A 21,107-nucleotide genomic window follows, 5' to 3' on the forward strand; every position below is an offset into this window, starting at 1 on the left:
AGGCTGGCGGTTGCGAACGGTTCAGCGTCCCAGGCTGCCGCCGCGTCGCCAGCGGCCGCTTTCGGCGAGCAGCATGTCGCGCAGGCGTTCGGTTCGTTGTGCGACCTGCGCCAGCAGGCCGGCGCGGTCACTGGGGTCGGTGATCGGCGCTGCTGCGGGAACGGCTGGCGGCCGTGACGCTGCGTCGACGGCAGGCGGGTCGATTGTCCGTGCGGCATCGGCGGTCGATGGCGACGCGCTCGCGATGGTCTGCAGTCGTGTTACGCGGCCGAGTTTCAGGGCTCGCGACATTGCGCCAAGCCGATTGCGCAGATCGTACAGGGCGGCGCGAGACGCTGCGCCGGGCGGCGGGCAGTTACCGGTATCCCAATCGACCGACAGTTCAAGCAGGATGTCCAGTGCCGCGATGAGGACGCGGTGTTCGCGCTGCACGTCGTCGAGCCAGCGGAGCGGCACGCCGAGTTCCTTTGCGACCGATGGCATGAGGTTGCGCAGCTGCACGAGGCGCCGGCTGAGCGTAGCGAAGTGTTTCCGGGCGGTGGCGCGGTCCACTGCGCCGCCGCGCTCCAGTTGTGCGGCGAGGTGCGCGCACAGACGGAGGTTCTCCGCCATCAGGTAGCGCCAGGAGTAGGTCGCGTGCAGCGGTAACGCGAACGAGAACGCAAGCGCGATGACGATGCCGATCAACACGTTGGCGGTGCGCCAGAGGCCAACGTCGAGTGCGGCGTCGCCTTGCTCGGCGACGATGCACATCGTAATCGCGGCGAGAAGGGCAATGTACCCTGCCTTGCCGATTGCGTAGTAAGCGCAGACGGCTGCAAAGAATGACATGACCAGAAAGGTCAGCCAGGTCTGAGCGAAGGCGGCTTGCACGGCGATGCAGAGCAGTCCGACGGCGGCGCCGAGCAGGGTGCCGATGGCCCGTTCGCCGGCTTTTTTCCGGATGTTGCCGTGATGTTGTAGGCCGCCGATGACCACGAGGACGGTGACGGACGACCAGATGCCGTGCGGCAGCGCCGCGGTCGCGACAAGCGAAGTCGCCATCGCAATGCCGACCCGCACTGCATGGATCGCACGTGCATGGCGATATCGATAGAGGGGGCCAAAAATCGGTGCGAGGCGCCGTCCAACCTGAGCCAGGAAGCGATAGCGAGCAGTTTCGGGTCTCAACGCGCGCCCTCGCTTAGATTATCGAGATCGCGGGATGGCGCGATATCCAGAAAGTCCGCAGCGTCGCCATGCGGCATGACGTTGGCCGCGGGCATGCGCTTTGCTGATAGACGCGCCAAGCTCAGCATCACTGTTCCAGAAATGTTCAACGAAACTCCCAATATTCACGCGATCGACGCATCGCTCGCTACGGCATTCACGGGCGCCGGCGCAATGGCAGGCATGGCCTTCATGCAAGCCGGCAATGCCGCCGCGGTGCCGCACGACGTGTGGCCAAGCTTGTTTGACCCGGCGCTGGGTCCCGCAGGCGGACTCGCTGGCGCGGTCTGCGGGCTGGTTGCATACAGTGTGTATTGGGCGGTGCGTCACGTGGCAAACCGGTCACTGCGTCGGCAAGGCTGACAAATTTTCTCGCGGTGCTTCCCGCGGTGCCGGAGGCGCCGGCGCCAGGCCCGACCGCGTTCCAGAAACCAATCAGATTAGGTCAAGCGCCAGCCAGATCGGCATCGCGCAAGCGTCGCTCGCACTCGGCGAGCATGTCGATCGATACGCCGGACTGGTAGGCGGGATCCAGCGCTTCGCGCATTTCATGCGCGACGTACAAGCCTGCCTCACGGGACAGCGACGCGATCAGCTCACGCGCGAAGGTGTCGCTCATCGCCGCCAGAGCCTTGAGCAGACCCTGCGAGGCCCGCAATTCACGTCGCGAAAGCCATGCCGCCGCAACGTCGCGGGCGCGGGCATCGCTGGCCAGTTCGTCGCGGTCGTAGTAACCGTTGAGTCGCTCGGTGGTCAGTGCGAAAAGCAAGGCCTTGCGGCTTTCGAGACCCAGCGGATCCTGTTCCATCGTTCGTCCAGACCGGCCCGTTGCCGGCAGCGTATGACAAGATGACGATCATAGCGGAACACGCGCGGGCTGACGGGGCGCTGAAGGTGGCGATTCGATCGTTCAGCGCGGCGACGCTGCGGTGCGCGCGCGAAAGGATCGCGGTGGCTCCCCGGTCCAACGCTTGAACGCACGGTGGAAGGCGCCTGGCTCGGCAAAGCCTGTGGCCACGGCGATCTCGGTGATCGGTTCGGCGCTGCGGCTCAGCAAGGCAGTGGCGCGCTCTCGCCGCAACTGGTTCTTCAGCCGCCGGATGGACTGCCCCTCCTCGGCAAGGCGCCGACGCAAAGTTGCCGATGTCATGCCGAGTTCATCGGCCAGGCAGGCGAAGGTTGGCCACGCGTCGTAGGGCAGCGCGCGCAAACGGTGTCGCAATGCGGCGCCCAGGCCCCGCGTCGAGCGGTATTTCAGGATGACGCTTTCCGGCGCGGCCCTGGCAAACGCTTCAAGCGTCTCGGTCGTCTGAACGATAGGCAGTGCAAGCGCCGCCTGATCGAAGATGACCTCGGTGCGCGTGCAGTCGAACGCCAGGCACGGCGAGAACATCGCCTGATACTCGTGGTGATGCGCCGGCGCGGGGTATGCGAAGCGTGCCAGTTCCAAGGTGATGCGTTGCCCGGCCAGCCAGCACATCAACCCGTGCAGCAGCATCAGCATCGTCTCGTAAGCGAAGCGATCGGGTTGCGCACTGTCGTGCGCCGCGACCACCAGCGCTGCCTGACGGTCGTCCTGAACGAGCTGGATGCACAGGTCGTCGAGCAGGAAGTCGAGCATCCTGCACGCATGGTTCATCGCGTCGCCCACTGTCCGAAACCGCAGCGCGCCGTCCGCTATCGCGGCGACGCAACCGGGGCGCAGTGGGTGGCTGTCCAGGCCGAAGAATTCGTCGTTCAACGCTTCGGTGGTCGTGCGCCACAGCGCGCGGTAGGCGCCAGCGGGCACGCGCCCGTCCGCGCCAGTGCAGCAATCTTCGGGCAGGCCGGCCTGCTTGAGCAGCCGGGTCTTGTCGAGGCCCCGGCGCTCGGCGGCGCGCAGCGCCGCAGCTACGAAACAGACCGCGACGGTGTCGCGCGCCGGCTCATGCTGCCAGTCGACGCCGGGCAGCGCCGGCGGCGTATCGCCTGTCGCGGTTGTGTTCGTCGCGGCGAAGGTCCGTGCCGACTTGGTCGAGCGCTTCGGCATCAGGGTGCGTCCCTATGGCTGAATGTTGCACACAGCTTGCGCCAAAGTGGCATAGCGAGTCGATCGGTATGAAACCTATACTGAGCCGGAAGGGCTGGCGTTGCGCGCCGGGCGGCGACCCGCGATGCGGAGGCCATGCCGGCACCGGGAGAACACATGGCCGAACTGCTCGACGAAGGACAACAGATGGTACGTGACGCAGCGCGTCGGTTCGCGGCGGAGCGGCTCGCCCCGAATGCCGCACGATGGGACGCCGAGGCGGTCTTGCCGGATGAGATCGTCGCCGAGATGGGCGAGCTGGGGCTGCTGGGCATGGTGGTGCCGGAGGAGTATGGCGGTACCTTTACCGACTACGAAAGCTATGCGGCTGCGGTCGCGGAGGTGGCGGCTGGCTGTGCCTCATGCGCGACCTTGATGAGTGTGCACAATTCGGTCGGCTGCGGCCCGATACTGAAATTCGGCACGCCGGACCAACGGCAGACCTGGCTGCCCGACCTGGCCAGCGGGCGCAAGATTGCCTGCTTCTGCCTGACCGAACCGCAGGCCGGCTCCGAAGCGAATAACCTTCGCACGCGGGCGCGGCAGGACGGCGACGGTTGGATCCTGGACGGCGCGAAGCAATTCGTCACGAACGGGCAGCGCGCGGCCCTTGCGATCGTGTTCGCCGTGACCGATCCCGAGTTGGGCAAGCGGGGCCTGTCGGCGTTCCTGGTACCGACCGACAGTGCGGGATTCGAGGTCATGCATGTCGAGAAGAAGATGGGAATCCGTGCGTCGGATACCTGCGCGATTACGTTGGAGGGATGCCGCGTCGGCCCCGGGAGCCTGCTGGGCGAACGCGGCCAGGGCCTGCGGATCGCGTTGTCGAATCTCGAGGGCGGGCGGATCGGGATCGCTGCGCAGGCGCTCGGCATCGGACAGGCGGCGTTTGATGCGGCACGCCGCTATGCGCGCGAGCGCGTGCAGTTCGGCAAGCCGCTGATCGAGCACCAGGCAATTGCGGCCAAGCTCGCGGACATGGCGACTCGCCTGAACGCGGCACGCCTGCTGACGCACCACGCCGCCGCCGCGCGCACGCGCGGCGAACCCTGCCTGTCGGAGGCCTCGCAAGCCAAGCTGTTCGCCTCGGAGACCGCGGAATGGGTGGCTTCGCAGGCGATCCAGATCCATGGCGGTTATGGCTATCTGCAGGACTATCCGGTCGAACGCCATTACCGCGATGCGCGCATCACGCAGATCTACGAGGGCACCAGTGAGATTCAACGCATGCTGATCGCGCGCGATCTTTGAGCCGTACTTCATCAGTCGTCGTCCCGCATCGCCACCATACGACCGGCCAACGAAGGCCCGGCGAAGGAGACAGGCATGACCACAAACGCTTTCCTGGCCGCTCGCGACTTCCTGCTGGCGCACCGTGAAGAGTATGCGCGGGCGTACGAGGGTTTCCGCTGGCCGATCCTCGATCGGTTCAACTGGGCGCGCGACTACTTCGACGTCGTCGCGCAGGGCAACCAGCAGGAAGCGCTGCGCATTGTCGAGGAGGACGGACGGGTGATCCGGCGCAGCTACGCGGAGCTGTCGCATATTTCCAATCAGGTTGCAAACCGACTGCGCGGACTGGGACTGGTTCCGGGTGACCGCCTGCTGATGATGTTGCCGAACCACCCGGCGCTTTGGGAATTGATGCTGGGCGCGATGAAAGCTGGGATCGTGTTGGTGCCGACCACCACGCAGTTCAGTGGCTACGAGCTGGCGGAGCGCATCGAAGCGGCGGGCGTGCGTGGCGTCGTCACGCTAGCCGAGGCTCGCGAGCGCGTCGACGAGGCGCTTGCAGCGCGCGCGGACGATGCGCCGTCGCGCCTGCTGCGCATCGCAGTAACGGACGCCCCTGCCGAGCCCGGCGCCGCCGCGCCGGCGGATGGTTGGTTGCGCTACGAGGATTGCCTGCACCAAAGCGCTGTGTTCGACGATCCGCCCGTCACCCACGCCGATGCCCCGATGCTGCTGTACTTCACGTCAGGTACGACGTCACGCCCAAAGCTGGTGATGCACACCCATCGCAGCTACCCGGTCGGGCATCTGTCGACGATGTACTGGATCGGCCTGAAGCCCGGCGACGTCCATTGGAACATCAGCTCGCCAGGCTGGGCCAAACATGCATGGAGCTGTGTGTTCGCGCCGTTGAACGCACAGGCAACCGTGTTCATTCGCAACGCCGCGCGCTTCGACGCCGGCGACACCTTGCGGACGTTGGTCGAGCAGCGGGTGACAACGCTGTGTGCGCCGCCGACCGTCTGGCGGATGCTGATCCAACATGACCTGGCGAGTTACGCGGTGACGCTTCGCGAGATCGTCGGTGCAGGGGAGCCGCTCAATCCGGAAATCATCGAGCAAGTACGGCGTGCGTGGGGCATTACGATTCGCGACGGCTACGGGCAGACCGAAACCACCTGTCAGATCGGCAATACGCCGGGGCAGGCCGTCGTACCGGGATCGATGGGACGGCCGCTGCCCGGCTATGCGGTGGACCTGGTCGGTCCCGACGGCAGCGTCGTCGACGGTCCCGGCGACGGCGAGCTGGCGTTGTCTTATCAAGACCGTCCGGCTGGGCTGATGGCCGGCTATGCGAATGCGCCGATGCCGGCCGGCACCCACTACCTAACGTCAGACCTGGCGGAACGGCGCGCGGACGGAAGCTTTGTGTACATCGGCCGGGCGGATGACGTGTTCAAGGCGTCCGATTACCGGATTAGCCCGTTTGAACTGGAGAGCATTCTCATCGAAGCACCGGGCGTTGCGGAGGCTGCCGTGGTGCCCAGTCCGGACCCGACGCGTCTGTCGGTACCCAAGGCGTTCGTGGTGTTGCGAGCCGGCCATGCGCCCGACGGGGAAACGGCCGCGCGTATCTTCGCCTATTGCCGCGAACGACTCGCGCCCTATCAGCGCATCCGGCGGATCGAGTTTGCCGAGCTGCCGAAGACGATCTCCGGAAAGATCCGGCGCGTCGCGCTGCGGGCCGAGGAAAAGGCTCGGCGCGCCAGCGGGCAACGCGGACCACACGAATTCTGGGAGGAAGAGCTGCGGGCCGATGCCTGAGCGAATGCCTGAGCCGATGCCTGAGCCGATGCCTGAATTGGCAGGACGCTCAGCCGAGACGACGCAATGTCCGTGACGTTGCCGTGTGCCGCGGCACCGCGATCACGCGGTCGTCAGCGCAGACGTAAATCGCGTCGTCCTCGGCGGCACCGTCAAGGCCTCCGGTGAAGGCGCCGAATGCGGGCAGCACGGCACTGGTCGCGCCGAACCGGAAACACGGCAATCTTGCGCGGTCGCCGCGGCCCCGAATCACGAAACTCGGATGCAAGTGGCCGGCAAGCGCGTACGCGTCCGGCACTGCTTGCGGGTGATGGCATAGCGCGAACGGACCGAAACGGTGCGGTTCCTCGCACAGTGCGAAGCCTAGCGACGGATCGGGCATGCCGGCATGACGATCGTGATTGCCGACGATCAGCGTCAATGCCAAGTCGGGATGACGCGCACGCCAGACGCGAAGCTGCGCGTTTGCCGCTTGCGCCTCCACCGCGTGCAGCAGGTCGCCCAGGAAGGCAAGGTGCGTTGGCCGATGGCGCGCGATCAGCGCATCGAGCCGCGCAAGCGTCGCGCCAGTCGTGCCGTGCGGCACCGGCAAGCCCCGGGCTCGGAACGTCGCCGCCTTGCCGAAGTGAGCGTCGGCGATGTACAGGGTGGCGCGGGCGGGATCGAAGAGGGCGCGTTCGGCGCAGAGCACCAGCGTCTGCGCCGCAACGGTTATCGGCAGGTCGTGCATCCGTTCATTGAATCACGAATCGTCCTCGGCGTCGCAAGGCGATACGACGCCTTCGGTCGGGCGCACCGTCTCGCGCACCGCAGCCGAACGCCGGGCAGCGTTGGTGCTATCGGCGGCCTTTTCGAGGGCGGCCAGCATGCGCTGGACGCGGTCCGACAGTTTCTCGTTGCTGATCCGTTCGCGCAGACGCGCGACCATCAGTGGGAAGGCAAACGGCGTCGGTCGCGGCGCATGTACGATATCGATCACGCCGGCGTTGATCGTCACGAGCGCCGCGCGCAGTTTGTCCATGTCCAATTCGTCGAACAGGACTTCCTCGTCGGCCTGCGTCAGCAGCCGGTTGCCGGCGTCATGCTGGCGGAACACGTCGTAGATCAGACCAGCGGAGACCTGCAGTTGGCGCTGACTCTTGCCGAGCCCGGGATAGCGCTGCGCGACCAGGCCGGCAACGCGCGCAATTTCGCGAAAGCGGCGCTTGGCAAGCTCCGACGCGTTGAGGCTCGCGACGATGTCGTCCGCTAGATTCTGCATACCGAACAGGCCGGAGCGAATCAGTGCCGGCCAGTCGATCGCGACGGCACTGAGCAGTTCAAAGCCGTAATCGTTGATCGCAATCGAAAAGGTGTTCGGCGCGTCTCGGGCGGCTCGCCAGGCGAGCAAGGAGGCAAGGCCGAGATGGGCGGTCCGGCCGGCGAACGGGTAGCAGAACAGATGGTGCCCCTCGCGGCTGTCGACCAGCTCGACCACCAGCCGCCCGAAGGCGGGCAGCACCGATTGCCTTTGTTGCAGTGCCAGCAGCGGCGCCACCGCGGAGATTTCGGGATCGGATGGCGTTGCGGATGCTGCATCCCCCGGCGCGTGAGCCGCGGGCTGCACGGTGCTTGTCGTCTCGGTCGATGGCTGGGTCGCCGCGGCGGCCTTGACGGTCTTTCGGGGCCTGGTGCGTCGCCCTGCAGTCGCGGCCACCGCGTTTTCCGCGGTGGCAATGTGCGCATTGACCCCATCGGCTGGCGCGCGGGCATAGGCATCGATCAGCGCGAGCGTCGCCTCGGCGAGTTCGGTCGACAGCGGCATGCGCGCGCCTTGCCAGCGTGGCGTGAAGCCGCTTTTCTTGCTTGCCTTGCGCACGTAGGCCGTCATCTCGCGAAGCCGCACGAACTCCAGCGAGCGGCCGGCGAACGTGAACACGTCTCCCGGCTTGAGTCTCGCGCCGAAGTTTTCCTCGATGCGTCCAATGCGTCCACCGGTCATCCAGACCAGTTCGATCGTGGCATCCGAGACGATCGTACCGATATTCAGCCGGTGGCGACGCGCCAGATCCGTACGAGGCATGCGCCAGCGCCCATCGGCATCGCGCACGATGCGCTTGTAGTCGGGATAGGCGCTGAGCGCCGCACCGCCGTCGCTCAGGAAGCGGATCGCCCACGCGAAGTCGGCCTCGCTCAGATCCTGATACGACCAACAGCGTCTTACTTCGGCGAGTGTCGCCCGTTCCTCGAAGCCACCGCCGAGTGCCAATGTCGCGAGATGCTGGATCAGCACGTCGAGCGGTCGGCGCGGCGGGCGGCGCGCTTCGATATGTCCGGCGCGCACCGCGTGGCGAGCGGCCGCGGCCTCGATCAGTTCGAGTGCGAGCGTCGGCACGACCGTGACGCGCGACGCGCGACCGGGCGAGTGCCCGGAGCGTCCCGCGCGCTGCAGCAGCCGTGCGACGCCCTTGGGGGAACCGATCTGGAACACGCGATCGACGGGCGAGAAATCGACGCCAAGATCGAGGCTCGAGGTGCACACGACCACCCGCAACGTGCCGCGCTTGAGTCCGTCCTCGACCCATTCGCGCACCGACTTGTCGAGCGAGCCGTGATGCAGCGCCATCACGCCGGCGAAATCCGGCCGGGCATCGAGCAGCGACTGGTACCAAATTTCGGCTTGCGCCCGCGTGTTGGTGAAGACCAATGCAGAGGTACAGTGGTCGAGTTCGGCGGCGAGGCGGCCGACGAGCTGCGTGTTTAGATGGCCGGCCCACGGAAAGCGTTCGATGCGTTCGGGGATCAGCGTGTCGATTTCCAGCTTTTTAGGTTGGATGCCCTGCACCAGCCGACGTGGCGTCGTGGCCGGGCGCAGCAAGGCGTCCATTGCCGTGTCCAGATTCCCAAGCGTCGCGGACAGTCCCCAGATCTGCAAGCCAGGATTGAAGGCAGTCAGCCGTGCCAGCGCCAGTTGCGTCTGCACGCCACGCTTGCTCGCGAGCAGTTCGTGCCACTCGTCGACGATGACGATGCGCACATGTGCGAGTTCCTCGGCGGCATGCTCGCGTGACAACGCGAGTGACAGGCTTTCTGGCGTGGTCACCAGCGCAGTGGGGGCGCGGCGCGTTTGCCTTGCCCGTTCGGCGGCGCTGGTGTCGGCGGTGCGCAGCCCGACTGTCCAATGCGAGCCAAGGGCGGCAAGCGGTTCCGCCAGTGCCTGCGCGGTGTCGGCGGCGAGCGCGCGCATCGGTGTGATCCACAGCACGGTGAGCGGCGGGGCATTCGCGCGGCGTCTGGCACTCGCGCGCTTGGCGTCGCGCTTGGGCGTCTCGTCCGTCGAGCCGATGCTGGACCCGCCGTCGGCCTGCGCGTCTGCAGCGCTCGTCGTCTCGACCATCCCGATGCCGCCCGCCGCAGCGAGCGCACCGAACCACAGGGCGTAGGTCTTGCCCGAACCCGTGCTCGCATGCAGCAGGCCACTGTCGCCGGTGGCCAGCGCTTGCCAGACCTCGCGCTGGAATGGGAACGGACGCCAGCCGCGCGCCGCGAACCATGCGTCCAGCAAGCGCTGCACGGTGCGGGGCGACGCGGTCGCGGCGCGACGCGGCCGCGTTCGCGCCGTCTTGGCCTCGGTGCCCGAGGCCGCCGCGGTGGCGGCGGGCTGTTTCATCAAGGTGCGGCGTGCAGCAGCGCACGCAGCGTATCGATCGTGTCAGCTTCGTCGAGCGGTTTGTCGACGCGCCAACGAAGGATGCGTGGGAAACGCACGGCGATTCCGGATTTATGCCGCGGGCTGGCCTGTATCGCTTCGAACGCAAGCTCGAATACGAGGGTGGGAATCACGCTGCGCACCGGGCCGAATTTCTCGATGGTGGTCTTGCGGATCAGCGCGTCGACGTCTCGGATTTCGGCATCGGTCAGGCCCGAATACGCCTTCGCGAACGGCACCAGTTGGCGTTCGCCGGCCGCGCCCACCGCGCGGTCCCATACCGCGAACGTGTAGTCGGTGTAGAGGCTGGCACGTCGACCGTGTCCGCGCTGCGCGTAAATGAGCACGGCGTCGACGGTGTACGGATCGATCTTCCATTTCCACCACTCGCCCACCGCCTTGGTACGACCGACACCGTAGTGCGCACCGAGTGCCTTGAGCATCAGTCCTTCGACACCGCGCGCACGGCTCTCCGTGCGCAAGGCGGCAAGCGCCGGCCAGTCGTCGCCGTCGAGCAGCGGCGAGGTCAACAGCGCCGGATGGCTGAGCATCTCGACCAACTGCTCGAGCTGTTGCCGCCGCACACGCTGCGGCTCGCTGCGCAGGTCCCGGCTGGCCGCTTCCAGCAGGTCGTAGGCAATCAGTTTTGCCGGCGCTTCGTCGAGGATCTTGCGGGTGAGGGTCTTGCGCGTGATGCGCGGCTGCAGCTTTGCAAACGGCTGCGGTGCTGTCGTTGCGGCATCCCACGCGACGATCTCGCCGTCGAGCACCGTGCCGTCCGGCAGTGCCTCGCCGATCGCCTGAATTTCAGGAAATCGCTCCGTGATCAGGTCTTCGCCGCGCGACCAGAGCCAGACCCGGCCCGCGCGCTTGACCAGTTGGGCGCGGATGCCGTCCCACTTCCATTCCGCTTGCCAGCCGCTTCGTGGTCCGAGAACACTGGGCGACCCCTCCAATTGATGCGCGAGGAAGAACGGGTAGGGCAGGCCGATATCGTCGCCGTGCACCACGTCCTGGCCGTCTTCGCCGGCCGCGATGAGGCGCAGATAACGCTCGGCGCTCGGCGCCCTGCGCGTATCGGTGAAGCCGACGATGCGTTGCGCGATGCGGCGCGGATCCTGACCGCTCAACGCGGCCAGCGCGCGCACGACGGACTGGCGCGAGACGCCAACGCGGAAGCTGCCGCCGATGAGTTTGTTCAGCAGAAAGCGTCCGCCCCAGTCCAGTTCATCCCAGAACTCGGTGAGCCGTGTCTCGATCAACTCGGTCGGCGCGCCACGCAAGGGCAGCAAGCGCGTCTCCATCCAGCACGCGAGCCCCATGTCCGACAAATGAGACGGCGGCGGCAGGATGTGGGCGATGGTTTCGGCCAGGTCGCCCACCGCCTGATACGACTCCTCGAACAGCCAGTCTGGCAGCCGAGCAAGCCGGCACGCGAGTTCCCGCATCAGCCGGGTTGGCAAGATCTGGCGCGGTTTGCCGCCGGCCAGGAAATACGCGGCCCAGGCGGCATCTGCCGGCGCCGCCGCGCGGAAGTACGCGGTCAGCGCCGCTTGCTTCGCCAACGTGGACGTCGTCGCATCGAGCGTGGTGTACAACGCGGCGAAGGCTCTCATGCGTTGCCCCGCGGACTGCGTCGCGTTTTGCCTCGGGGGCGTCCATCGTCGCGCGTTGCTGCCTCGCCTGCCTCGCCGGCGTTCCCCGTGGCGCTTGCCGATTCGATTCCGGTTCCTGGCACCGGTTCGTCGCCGGAGCCGTCGGCGGCCCGCGCGGCCACTGGCACGCGCCGCGTGGCGAGGTCGTCGTCGGACGTTGCCGCGCCGATAGCCGGTCGACCCGTCGTCGCCTGCTCCATCGCGCCAGCCGTGGCGGCGTCATCCGCTGCAGGCGTTGCCGCTGATGTTGCCGATCCCGCCTCTTCCTTGCCCTCGTATTCTTCCTCGCCGCCGTACTCGGTTCGGAACGCGTCGGCCTCCAGCCCTTGCTCGCGCAGCCACCGCACCAGTGGGGCGACCTGTCCGTGCGTGACGATGATGCGTTCCGCGCCGGTCGCACCGATCGCGCGATTCAGATCTGGCCAATCCGCATGATCGGAAAGAACGAAGCCGCGATCGACGCCACGACGGCGGCGAGCGCCGCGAACCAGCATCCAGCCCGAGGCGAAGCCGTCGCTGTAGTCGCCGAAGCGCCGCAGCCACGTGCTGCCGGCCGCGGACGGCGGCGCCACGATCAATGCTTGCCGATAGGCTGCGACTGCGGCGCCGCGTGCGGCCGCGAGCGGCACCCGTGCGGTTTCCGGCAGCGCGACCCCGCTGTCGCGATAGGCGTCGTTCAGCACCTCGACAGCCCCGTGGCAAAAGATCGGGCCGGGCAGCGGTCCCGCTCGCTCGAGCATTGCCAGCAGGCGCTGCGCCTTGCCGAAAGAATAGCAATAGAGGACCGACGCACGTCCCGCGTTCGCGTTTGCCTGCCACCACGCGGCGATGTCCTGCGCAACGGTCTCGGCCGCCGGCCAGCGGTAGAGCGGCAGGCCGAAGGTCGATTCGGTGATGAAGGTATCGCATCGAACCGGCTCGAACGGCGTGCAGGTCGGGTCGGGCGCCAGCTTGTAATCCCCTGACGCGACCCAGACCTGGCCGCGCGCGGCTATGCGTACCTGGGCCGAGCCAAGGACGTGGCCGGCGGGGTGCAGCGACACCGTGGCATCGCCGATTTTCACGGACTCGCCGTAGGACAGCGTCTGTAGCGCGATATCGCCGAGTCGCGAGCGCAAGACGGTCTCGCTCGGCGTGCTCGCCAGGTAGTGCCCATGCCCGCGGCTTGCGTGGTCGCCGTGCGCATGGGTGATAACGGCTCGGGCCACCGGACGCCAAGGGTCGATATAGAAGTCGCCTGCGCGGCAGTACAGCCCTTGCGGGCGAGCGATCACGAGGTCCATAGGCCGGAAGTCAGAGCAGCGGAAGGCGCGGCGGATGCGACCGTCGCGCCTCGCAGTGCGGCGCAATGGTGCAAGTGTCGTGCCGACGGCCCGCGGCGCGCGCCGGTTTTCAGAGACGCGTTGGGAATCGCCCGGCCCGACGCGCCGAAATGGTGCACTTTTCCGGTACGAAAGCTGCTTTTTCATCGCACCGCGCACGCGCGGTTTGCGAACAGGTGAAGTTATGAAGGGACGTTTGTGCAGACCCGAGGCGGGCTATGGAATTTACGTCGCCGCGCCCGACGCGTTTCCGCCCGACCCGGGCGGCTCGCGACGCTTCCAGGCGAGCTGGCAGATCTTCGAGGGTGTCGACGTGCGCGTGGAACGCCTCGTCGAAGAGCATTTGGAGCCGCGACGCTTCCTGAGCGTCGATGACGCGCTCGCCTATGCAGAGGACCGTGCGCGCGCCCATTTGCACCGCAGCCGCGTGCGGCTGTCGAGCTGACCGGGCGGGCGCCGACGTGTCAGGCGCCTAGCCGAGGACCTGCCTGCGCGGCATCCAGTCGAACATAGGCGTCCAAGACCGCGGTCTTGTGCACGACACCCAGCAACACCGGGTCGTCCGGCGTTTCGACCGCCGGCAGCCGTTCGCCCTGGTGCGCAACGAAGCGTTCCAGCGCCTCCGAGAGCGACATGTCGGGCGTCAAGGTCGCCAGTCGGGCGGGCCGCACCAGCGCCAACGCGCCCGGTTTTGGTGCGTCGCGCGGCGCGTCGAGCAAGGCGGCCGTGACGTCGCTCAAAGCGATCGCACCCAGGTAGCGATTGCGTGCGTCGACTACATAGACGTATTTGATCGGAAAGGCCAGAAACAGGCGTGTCAGCGCTTCGAAGTCGGCATCGTCGCGCACCACCGTTTCGGCGGGTTCGATCAAGCTACGGACGCGGGTCGCCCGGAGTTGCTCGCGCGCCCGCGCCTCGCGCACGCGTTTCACCGTCACCGAATACATCGCGACGTCGGCGCCGCCACGCGCGGCGACAAAGGCGATGACGGTGGCGAGCACCAGCGGCAGCATCACCGCATAACTCAACGTCATCTCGAAGATCATCAGGATCGCCATCAGCGGGGCGCTCGTCGCCGCGCCGAGAAACGCACCCATGCCGACGATCGCGTAGGCGGCGGGTGCGCTCGTGGTGGCCGGCCAGATGGCGTTCAGGACCGAGCCGAACAGCCAGCCCAATGTCGCGCCGACGAACAGGGTCGGCGTGAAAACCCCACCCACCGCACCGGAGCCGACCGTGAGCGCGGTCGCCAGCAGCTTCGCAAGCAGGATCAGCAGGACGATCTGCCATGCGAATGGCTGGTGGAGCAGCGCGTTGACGACGTCATAGCCGTTGCCCCATACCTGTGGCATGCCGACCGAGATCGCGCCGACGCCGAGACCGGCCAGGCCGAGCCGCACCGGCGCGGACAGCGGCAGGCGGCTGGCGCGCACGCGAGTGAACTCGATCAATTGCATGAAGCGCGGGGCAAGCACGCCGAGCGCGATGCCCAGCAAGGAAAACAGCAGCACTTCGCCGCCAAAGATTTCCGGGAACGGCGGCATCTTGTAAGGCGGCGCATAGCCCGGCAACTCGCGCATGACGATATTAGCGACGACCGAGGAGACAAGGATCGGCGCCATGCTGGACATCGCGACGCTGCCCAGCACGATTTCTGCGATGAAGAAGGCGCCGGCGATCGGCGTGTTGTATGCGGAAGTGATGCCCGCTGCCGCCCCGCAAGCCACCAGCAGACGCAGGCGCGCCGGTGCGACCCTGAAGCGGCGGCCGACCTCCGACGCACCCAGCGCGGCGAGCTGCACCATCGGTCCTTCCCGGCCGATCGAGCCGCCGCTGGCGATGGTGAACAGCGAGGACAGCGCCCGCAGCAGACTTTCCCGCACGGGCACGCTCCCATCGCCCATCGTGACCACTTCCATGTAGTCGGAAGCACGACCGGCCGCAAACCGTTTCGCCAGCAACAGCAGAAAACCCGCGATTACGCCGCCAAGAGCCGGCAGCGCAAGTCGCCAGAGCCAGGGCAACGATTCGGCCATCGCCACCATCGACATGCCGTCCGCACTGCCATGCGGCACCCCCGGTACCAGCCACTGCAGCGCCTGAATGCCCGCGCGAAACAGCAGGGTGGCAAGCGCGCCGACCACGCCCATCACGACAGCCCACAGCAACAAGCGATGACTGTCATCGATGTGAAGCAGGTGGTCGAGGCGCGTGCGCCACGCAAGCAGGCGTGTGATCATGAATACGAGACAAAGGTGAGCCGATCCGGCGCGATAGGGAGTGTCGGTGTCGATGTCGGCCGCAGCCGGCTGCCGTTCGCGAATGAACGAGACGATACCCCGTTTCCGCGGGGCTGGGCCAGTTTGACGCACCTGACAAGGCTGCCGGGATGCAGTCTCGGGTTCTCATTCGGGATGGCTTGGTGCAAAATCGGTACGAGCGATGCATCGATCTGCCGGCAGTGCCAACGCGTGCCAACGCGTGTCGACACGCCCAACGGCATGCCTCGCCCTGGGGACGGCTGGCACGCCCGTTGCGTACTTGTTTGTCTCATTCGTTCAACCATCCTAGGAGTCGTTCATGGCTGAAGTTAAGGAAGCGAAGCCGGTCCAAGCGAAGCGTAGCCCGGTAAAGGCCGATGCACGGCCGGATGCCAAGTCGAAGAGCATCGCTCAATTGGTCACGCCGACGGACCTGGGTGACGAGGCACGCAAGGAAATTGCGAAGCAACTGACCGTGTTGCTTGCCGACGTGTTCGCGCTCTACATCAAGACGAAGAATTTCCATTGGCACGTCAGCGGCCCGCATTTCCGCGACTACCACCTGATGCTCGAAGAGCAGGCGACCGCTGTCTACGAGATCACTGACGTGATCGCCGAGCGCGCACGCAAGCTGGGTGGCACGACGTTGCGTTCGACCGGCCAGATTGCCCAGTTGCAGCGTTTGAAGAATAACGACGCGGACTTCGTGTCGGCGCCGGACATGCTCAGCGAATTGCGCAACGACAATCAGGAGCTCGTCAAGTATCTGCGCGAAGTGCACGACCTTTGCGACGACCACGAAGATGTCGCGACGGCCAGCCTGATCGAGGAGTGGATCGATCAAGCCGAAGAACGGATTTGGTTCCTGTTCGAAGCGTCGCGTTAAGTCGCGTTCAGTCGCGTTTAGTCGCGTTCAGTCGCGTTTAGTCGCGTTCAGTCGCGCTAGGCTGCCCGCGGCATGTCTCGTTAGCGACTACGCTGCGAGCACTGTGGCGTAGCGAAGGACTGTTCGCGGTATCGCATGTACGCCGCGCGCAGGCTCAGGAGCCCGTCGGTCGACTGCCTTGGCACCTGAAGCGAGAAAGGCCCGCCTTCGTACTGAAGGCGGGCCTTTCCATTTGTGCTGGCGCGGGTCGGCAGCTGTTGCGCGAAGTTCGCGCGAACCGTGTACCGCCCGTATGTGGGAAAGCGGACAAGAGACGCCGTCATGACGGCGCGCTGCGACACGCAATGCGATTCGGCATCGCGCCCGGCGAGTGCCAGCGCGATGCCGACCGAATCAGCGTGCGGCGGAGCCGCTTTGCGCAGTATCGACGCCGGCTGCGGCGCTGCGCTTGCGCTTGACGGCGCGGGGCGCAGCGCGTCGCGCCGCGGCAGGCGTTGCCACCATGCTCTCCGCGTGTGCTGCCTGCGCCGCTTCCTCATTATGCACATCGTTGCGCGCGGTTTCGGCCTCGCTTGCGTCGCCCGAGAAATAGCGGGCGCGGAAGTAGTCGATGGTGCGTTGCAAGCCAGCGTCGAGTTCGGTGCTCGGCTGCCAATTCAGAGCCGCCTTCGCGGCACTGATGTCGGGGCAGCGCTGTACCGGATCGTCGGAGGGCAGCGGGCGGAATACCAGTTGCGATTGCGAACCGGTGAGGTCGATGATGCGCTGTGCAATGCGGGCAATACTGATTTCCTGCGGATTGCCGAGGTTCACGGGCCCGGTAAATGATGCCTCGCTGTTCATCAGACGCACAAACGCTTCGATCATGTCATCGACGAAGCAGAAGGCTCGGGTCTGCGCGCCGGTGCCGTACAGCGTGATCGGTTCGCCGGCCAGGGCCTGCATGACGAAGTTCGAGACGACACGGCCGTCCGCGCGGTGCATGCGCGGGCCATACGTATTGAAAATCCGCGCGATCTTGATTTCGACGCCGTGCTGGCGGTGATAATCCATGAACAGCGTCTCGGCGCAGCGCTTGCCCTCGTCGTAGCAGCTGCGGGTGCCGATCGGATTCACATGACCCCAGTAGCCCTCCTGCTGAGGATGCATGCGTGGGTCGCCATACACTTCGCTGGTGGAGGCCTGAAAAATGCAGGCCTTGACGCGCTTGGCCAGGCCAAGCATGTTGATCGCGCCATGCACGCTGGTCTTGGTGGTCTGTACCGGGTCGCGCTGATAGTGGATCGGCGAGGCCGGGCAGGCGAGATTGAAAATCTCGTCGACTTCCACGTACAGCGGGAAGGTCACGTCGTGGCGCATCAACTCGAAGCGAGGGTGCTGCAACAATGCGGCGATGTTGTCCTTGGTGCCGGTGTAGAAGTTGTCCACGCACAGCACATCGTGCCCGTCGGCCAGCAAGCGTTCACACAGATGCGAGCCAAGGAAACCCGCGCCACCGGTGACCAGGATGCGCTTGCGATGCATGTCTTTCATGAAAGCTCCAGTGCGCTCGCCGAGCGCCTCTATGTGTGAGACCGTACGCGTTCGCGACGCGCACGGCCTGTGTTCAGTGCGTCACATGGCAGAGCAGGTCGTCCCAGTCGTTCGCGAACCGCTGGATGCCGAAGCGTTCCACCGCGGTCTGCCGCGCGCCGTCGCCCAGCTTGCGGGCCTGGTCGGGGTTCTGCAGCAGCATTTGCATGACGTCGACCAACGCGTCGGGGTCAGCCGAGACATAGCCGTTGTAGCCGTTGTCGATCACGGTCGCGAGCTCCGTCGTGGCCAGCCCGATGATCGGCATGCCAATGGTCATCGCCTCGACGATCGCGAGCCCGAGGCTTGTGTACCGAATCGGGTTGAAGAAGAAGCGGTAGCGTGAACAGAAGGCCGCGACATCCGGGTTCGCCACTTCGCCGATGCCCCCGGCGGACTCCGCGTCCATGCCGATCAGGTCGAGCGGGACGCGGGCGCGGGCGTGTTCGAACACGTCAGCACCCAGGCGCCGGCCGCGCTGGCGCAGGTGATTGATCACGGTGATGCCGCGTTCCAACTGACCGTCGTATTGCACGCCTTCCGGCACGAGCACGCCGTGCTCGATGACCCGCGTCGGCGTCACGCCCGAATCCCACATCAGCCGATTGAAATGCGTCACGTGCACCAGCAGCCCGTTCGGGTCCTGCATCCAGTGCTTCGTGTCGGTCGGGTGTTCCTGCGGCGGATCGTGCTCGATGTAAACCTGCGGCAGCTGCAGCTGCGCCTCGCTTAGGATGGCCAGCCGGTCCTGCTCGTAATTGCTGCGATGCTGATAGAGCACCACGTCGAAATCGCCATTGCGTACTTCGTCGTAGCTCACTTCATGGACGTTGTCGCCCCACGGCAGCGCGCCGACGCGTCCGGCATAGCCGGGCGGATTGCCGGGTTTCGTGACGATGTAGAAATCGTGCGGTGCCTGCGTCAGGTAGTACAGGTAGTTGCCGTGGACGTGCCACGTCAGCACCTTCAGGCGGGCGCCTCGCGACTTATGCAGCATGACTCAGACTCCCGAAAGGCGACCGCTCGGCCGCCGACTTGTCATTGGAAAAGGAGGGCGCAGCGCGGGCGGTCGACGCTTGCCGCAAAGACGCGAGCTTGGCGCGCGCGGCCGCGATCACCGCTTCGCTGCTGATATTGCGCGCGCAGGGATGGCCGATCGGGCAGATCGCATGCGCGCAGGGACGGCAGGGTGGATGGTCGGCCAGCACTTGATGGAGCGTGGTGTCCAGTGGCGCCCAGCGACGCGTATCGCTGCCTGAGGCGATCACCACCGACGGCGTACGCACGCCGGCGGCCACATGCGAGAGGCCAGTATCGTTGCTGACCAGCAGGCGCGCTCGCGAGAGCAGTGCGCCCAGCGCGCCGAGCGACGTTTGGCCTGCCACGTGGCGCGCTGGCGCAGCCATCGCACCCAGCACGCTGCCGGTAAGCTCGGCTTCGCCGGCCGAGCCCGTGATGGCAATCTGCCAACCATCCGCGGCGAGCGCATCGGCAACCTCGGCGAAGCGCTCGCTGGGCCAGCGTCGCGAGGGCAGTTGGGCACCCGGATGGACACAGACCAGCCGGTCGAAATCGATGCCGTGCGAGGCGGCCAGTGCTTCGGCCGCGTCGAGGTCGGCGTCGTATAGCGGAAAATGCAGGCGTTCGTCGTCCACGGGAACGCCGAGCGCGCGCATCAGCGCGTCGTAGCGCGCCGACTCGATCAACGTGTCCGGCCAGGCGATGAATACGCCTTGGCGCGGCCGCTCGTCGGGTTGGACAAAGCCGGCGTTATGCGTTGCGCCCATCCGTTCGACGATGTCGTTGGCGATGCCGCCACTACCGTGCAGTTGAATGGCAAGATCGAAGCGCCGGGCCCGGGCTTCCGCCCAGAACGCGGGTAGCCCGGCATCGGTTTCGGGCTGCTCGGGAAAACCGATGGCGCCAGGGAACACCATCAGTTCATCGATCATCCCCGGGTAGCGATCGAGAAACGCCTGTGCCCATGGCAAACCGACCAACGTGATGTGTGCATCGGGATAGGCCGCGCGCAAGGCGCGCAGCGCCGGCACCGCGCAGAGCATGTCGCCCAGCACCAGCGCGCGGAAAATCGCGATGCGGCGAGCAGGCAGTTTGGTCGTCATAGGAACAGGACCTTGAAGCGCCAGGCGCCGACCAGTCGCCAATAGATGGACAACGGGGGGATCAGCGCGGACGTCCAGGCCATTTCCGCGATGTGCGACGGTGTGAGAGCGGCCCCGCGCAGGCGGCGCAGCGTGAAGCGCGCGGTCATCGCGAGCCAGATCAGCGCCGCCCCGGCCGCCACCGGGAGCTCGCCCAGCAGGGCGGCGCCGGCGGCCACCAGTGCGCAGGCAACGATGAAATAGTAGTCCCATGGTGCATGGCGACGAATCGATTCGCGGAAGCGCCCGCGATGCAGCTTGTAGAGCAGCGCATCGTATTGGCTCTTCTTCTGCTGCGAGATCGACACGCCCCAGCGCGCCGGCCGTACCGGATGCAGGACCAACGCATGCTCGGCGCGCACGATTTCGCCACCCGCCTCGAGGATGCGGAATTGCAGATCCGAGTCCTCCCGCCATGCCGACGTGAAGCGTTCGTCGAAGCCGCCGAGGCGCTCGAGCATCTGCCGCGTGACGAAGCAGTTTGCGGTGACGAACTCCGCCGATTCCAGGCCCTGCGTGTCGCGCTCGAAGTCGGTGGGCCGGCTGGGATCGTCGAGCGGTACGCTCACTCGCCCGGTGGCGGCCGCCGCGCCGCGCGCCAGTGCACGCCGCCCCTCGGTCAGCCATTGCCGTGATGGCAAGGTGTCATCGTCGGTGAAGGCGACAATGTCGCCGGTGCCGGCGCGCCATCCGGCGTTCCGGCCGCCGGCGGGACCCTGCGTCGCGGTTACCGGGACGTAGCGGATGCGCGGACCACAGTGCGCCCGCTCGGCGGCGCGTGCTTCGACGGTCGCACGGGTCGCGTCGTCCGGGCCGTCGTCGCATACTACGATCTCATAGCAGTCCGGGTCGCAATCCTGGTCGAGCAACGCGCCGAGGCAACGATCAAGCAGCAGCGGTCGGCGATAGGTCGGCACCACGACCGTGATCAGCGTGCGCTGCTCGGCGGCCGGCGGGGCAAGGACCGAGGCGCCGCCGGTCGCATCGAGCGCCGCGGTGACCGCGGGCGGCGCCTGCATCGGCGCGACGGGAAGCGCGCCAGCGCCTGGGTCCGGGTGCAGGGCGGGTTCGCGGCGGGCATCCTCGCGACGCAGCGCCGGCGTGTCGGCGCTGCGTCCAGCAGGCAGGCGCGCGACGCCGTCGAGGGCGGCGCCGAAGCCGGCGTCCAGGCCGGCGTCCAGGCCGACGCGCGGCATCATAGCGTGACCGAATCTCATGTCTGCTCCT

16 protein-coding genes and 1 pseudogene are annotated in these 21,107 nt (G+C 66.6%); 5 read left to right on the forward strand and 12 right to left on the reverse strand.

Going from position 1 to position 21,107, the window contains the following annotated elements; genetic code table 11:
- Nucleotides 1-21 precede the first annotated feature (21 nt).
- Complete coding sequence (locus BLU54_RS12675) at nt 22-1,170, reverse strand: FUSC family protein (protein WP_235837941.1); 1,149 nt, start codon at nt 1,168-1,170, stop codon at nt 22-24.
- Nucleotides 1,171-1,311: 141 nt separating this feature from the next.
- Here BLU54_RS12675 and BLU54_RS12680 point away from each other — a divergent pair, with 141 nt between their 5' ends.
- Nucleotides 1,312-1,572 (forward strand): hypothetical protein, encoded by a 261-nt coding sequence (locus tag BLU54_RS12680; RefSeq protein WP_091908755.1) that lies wholly within the window; start codon nt 1,312-1,314, stop codon nt 1,570-1,572.
- An 82-nt stretch (nt 1,573-1,654) separates the two neighbouring features.
- Here the strand turns inward: BLU54_RS12680 and BLU54_RS12685 are convergent, their stop codons facing one another.
- A complete protein-coding gene (locus BLU54_RS12685; protein ID WP_091908757.1) occupies nt 1,655-2,017 on the reverse strand; it encodes a hypothetical protein in 363 nt (120 codons plus the stop codon).
- A gap of 102 nt (nt 2,018-2,119) precedes the next feature.
- Complete coding sequence (locus BLU54_RS12690; protein ID WP_091908760.1) at nt 2,120-3,238, reverse strand: AraC family transcriptional regulator; 1,119 nt, start codon at nt 3,236-3,238, stop codon at nt 2,120-2,122.
- 156 nt (nt 3,239-3,394) lie between these two features.
- Here BLU54_RS12690 and BLU54_RS12695 point away from each other — a divergent pair, with 156 nt between their 5' ends.
- Both BLU54_RS12695 and BLU54_RS12700 read left to right on the forward strand, forming a co-directional pair.
- Nucleotides 3,395-4,528, forward strand: a complete 1,134-nt coding sequence (locus BLU54_RS12695) for an acyl-CoA dehydrogenase family protein (protein ID WP_091908764.1) — start codon at nt 3,395-3,397, stop codon at nt 4,526-4,528.
- A gap of 75 nt (nt 4,529-4,603) precedes the next feature.
- On the forward strand, nt 4,604-6,334 hold the full coding sequence (locus BLU54_RS12700) for an AMP-binding protein (protein ID WP_091908767.1): 1,731 nt from the start codon (nt 4,604-4,606) through the stop codon (nt 6,332-6,334).
- Nucleotides 6,335-6,383: 49 nt separating this feature from the next.
- Here the strand turns inward: BLU54_RS12700 and pdeM are convergent, their stop codons facing one another.
- The 4 genes and pseudogenes from pdeM to BLU54_RS12720 form a co-directional block, all read right to left on the reverse strand.
- Nucleotides 6,384-7,064, reverse strand: a complete 681-nt coding sequence (pdeM, locus tag BLU54_RS12705) for a ligase-associated DNA damage response endonuclease PdeM (protein WP_091908771.1) — start codon at nt 7,062-7,064, stop codon at nt 6,384-6,386.
- A gap of 12 nt (nt 7,065-7,076) precedes the next feature.
- On the reverse strand, nt 7,077-9,983 hold the full coding sequence (locus tag BLU54_RS12710) for a DEAD/DEAH box helicase (RefSeq protein ID WP_235837942.1): 2,907 nt from the start codon (nt 9,981-9,983) through the stop codon (nt 7,077-7,079).
- A complete protein-coding gene (locus BLU54_RS12715; protein WP_091908774.1) occupies nt 9,983-11,638 on the reverse strand; it encodes an ATP-dependent DNA ligase in 1,656 nt (551 codons plus the stop codon). The genes BLU54_RS12710 and BLU54_RS12715 overlap by 1 nt, the downstream gene beginning before the upstream one ends.
- Before the next feature lie 263 nt (nt 11,639-11,901).
- Nucleotides 11,902-12,960 (reverse strand): annotated as a pseudogene (locus BLU54_RS12720) (ligase-associated DNA damage response exonuclease); the annotation flags it as partial.
- 223 nt (nt 12,961-13,183) lie between these two features.
- Here BLU54_RS12720 and BLU54_RS12725 point away from each other — a divergent pair.
- Entirely contained in the window at nt 13,184-13,444 is a 261-nt protein-coding gene (locus BLU54_RS12725; RefSeq protein ID WP_091908781.1) for a hypothetical protein, read from the forward strand.
- 19 nt (nt 13,445-13,463) lie between these two features.
- Here BLU54_RS12725 and BLU54_RS12730 read toward each other — a convergent pair whose 3' ends face one another.
- On the reverse strand, nt 13,464-15,239 hold the full coding sequence (locus tag BLU54_RS12730; protein WP_091908784.1) for a ClcB-like voltage-gated chloride channel protein: 1,776 nt from the start codon (nt 15,237-15,239) through the stop codon (nt 13,464-13,466).
- 340 nt (nt 15,240-15,579) lie between these two features.
- Between BLU54_RS12730 and BLU54_RS12735 the strand changes: the two genes are divergently transcribed.
- Nucleotides 15,580-16,146: a Dps family protein gene (locus BLU54_RS12735; protein ID WP_091908788.1), complete on the forward strand. Its 567-nt coding sequence runs from the start codon at nt 15,580-15,582 to the stop codon at nt 16,144-16,146.
- Between the two features lie 393 nt (nt 16,147-16,539).
- Here the strand turns inward: BLU54_RS12735 and BLU54_RS12745 are convergent, their stop codons facing one another.
- The 4 genes from BLU54_RS12745 to BLU54_RS12760 form a co-directional block, all read right to left on the reverse strand.
- Complete coding sequence (locus tag BLU54_RS12745) at nt 16,540-17,679, reverse strand: UDP-glucuronic acid decarboxylase family protein (protein WP_091908794.1); 1,140 nt, start codon at nt 17,677-17,679, stop codon at nt 16,540-16,542.
- Nucleotides 17,680-17,752: 73 nt separating this feature from the next.
- Entirely contained in the window at nt 17,753-18,715 is a 963-nt protein-coding gene (locus tag BLU54_RS12750) for a glycosyltransferase family 4 protein (RefSeq protein WP_091908798.1), read from the reverse strand.
- Nucleotides 18,705-19,841 carry a glycosyltransferase family 9 protein gene (locus BLU54_RS12755; RefSeq protein ID WP_091908801.1) on the reverse strand — a complete coding sequence of 379 codons (1,137 nt, stop codon included), beginning with the start codon at nt 19,839-19,841 and terminating at the stop codon, nt 18,705-18,707. The genes BLU54_RS12750 and BLU54_RS12755 overlap by 11 nt, the downstream gene beginning before the upstream one ends.
- Entirely contained in the window at nt 19,838-21,097 is a 1,260-nt protein-coding gene (locus BLU54_RS12760; RefSeq protein WP_235837943.1) for a glycosyltransferase family 2 protein, read from the reverse strand. Before BLU54_RS12760 ends, BLU54_RS12755 begins: the two co-directional genes overlap by 4 nt.
- Nucleotides 21,098-21,107 lie beyond the last annotated feature (10 nt).

It is taken from the genome of Chitinasiproducens palmae, assembly GCF_900095735.1.
GTDB classification, from domain to species: domain Bacteria; phylum Pseudomonadota; class Gammaproteobacteria; order Burkholderiales; family Burkholderiaceae; genus Chitinasiproducens; species Chitinasiproducens palmae.

Bases quoted from the DNA above. Each gene is read 5' to 3' on its own strand.
- BLU54_RS12680 (WP_091908755.1), top strand. From the start codon at position 1,312: ATGTTCAACGAAACTCCCAATATTCACGCGATCGACGCATCGCTCGCT.
- BLU54_RS12685 (WP_091908757.1), bottom strand. From the start codon at position 2,017: ATGGAACAGGATCCGCTGGGTCTCGAAAGCCGCAAGGCCTTGCTTTTC.
- BLU54_RS12690 (WP_091908760.1), bottom strand. From the start codon at position 3,238: ATGCCGAAGCGCTCGACCAAGTCGGCACGGACCTTCGCCGCGACGAAC.
- BLU54_RS12695 (WP_091908764.1), top strand. From the start codon at position 3,395: ATGGCCGAACTGCTCGACGAAGGACAACAGATGGTACGTGACGCAGCG.
- BLU54_RS12700 (WP_091908767.1), top strand. From the start codon at position 4,604: ATGACCACAAACGCTTTCCTGGCCGCTCGCGACTTCCTGCTGGCGCAC.
- pdeM (WP_091908771.1), bottom strand. From the start codon at position 7,064: ATGCACGACCTGCCGATAACCGTTGCGGCGCAGACGCTGGTGCTCTGC.
- BLU54_RS12710 (WP_235837942.1), bottom strand. From the start codon at position 9,983: ATGAAACAGCCCGCCGCCACCGCGGCGGCCTCGGGCACCGAGGCCAAG.
- BLU54_RS12715 (WP_091908774.1), bottom strand. From the start codon at position 11,638: ATGAGAGCCTTCGCCGCGTTGTACACCACGCTCGATGCGACGACGTCC.
- BLU54_RS12725 (WP_091908781.1), top strand. From the start codon at position 13,184: ATGAAGGGACGTTTGTGCAGACCCGAGGCGGGCTATGGAATTTACGTC.
- BLU54_RS12730 (WP_091908784.1), bottom strand. From the start codon at position 15,239: ATGATCACACGCCTGCTTGCGTGGCGCACGCGCCTCGACCACCTGCTT.
- BLU54_RS12735 (WP_091908788.1), top strand. From the start codon at position 15,580: ATGGCTGAAGTTAAGGAAGCGAAGCCGGTCCAAGCGAAGCGTAGCCCG.
- BLU54_RS12745 (WP_091908794.1), bottom strand. From the start codon at position 17,679: ATGAAAGACATGCATCGCAAGCGCATCCTGGTCACCGGTGGCGCGGGT.
- BLU54_RS12750 (WP_091908798.1), bottom strand. From the start codon at position 18,715: ATGCTGCATAAGTCGCGAGGCGCCCGCCTGAAGGTGCTGACGTGGCAC.
- BLU54_RS12755 (WP_091908801.1), bottom strand. From the start codon at position 19,841: ATGACGACCAAACTGCCTGCTCGCCGCATCGCGATTTTCCGCGCGCTG.
- BLU54_RS12760 (WP_235837943.1), bottom strand. From the start codon at position 21,097: ATGAGATTCGGTCACGCTATGATGCCGCGCGTCGGCCTGGACGCCGGC.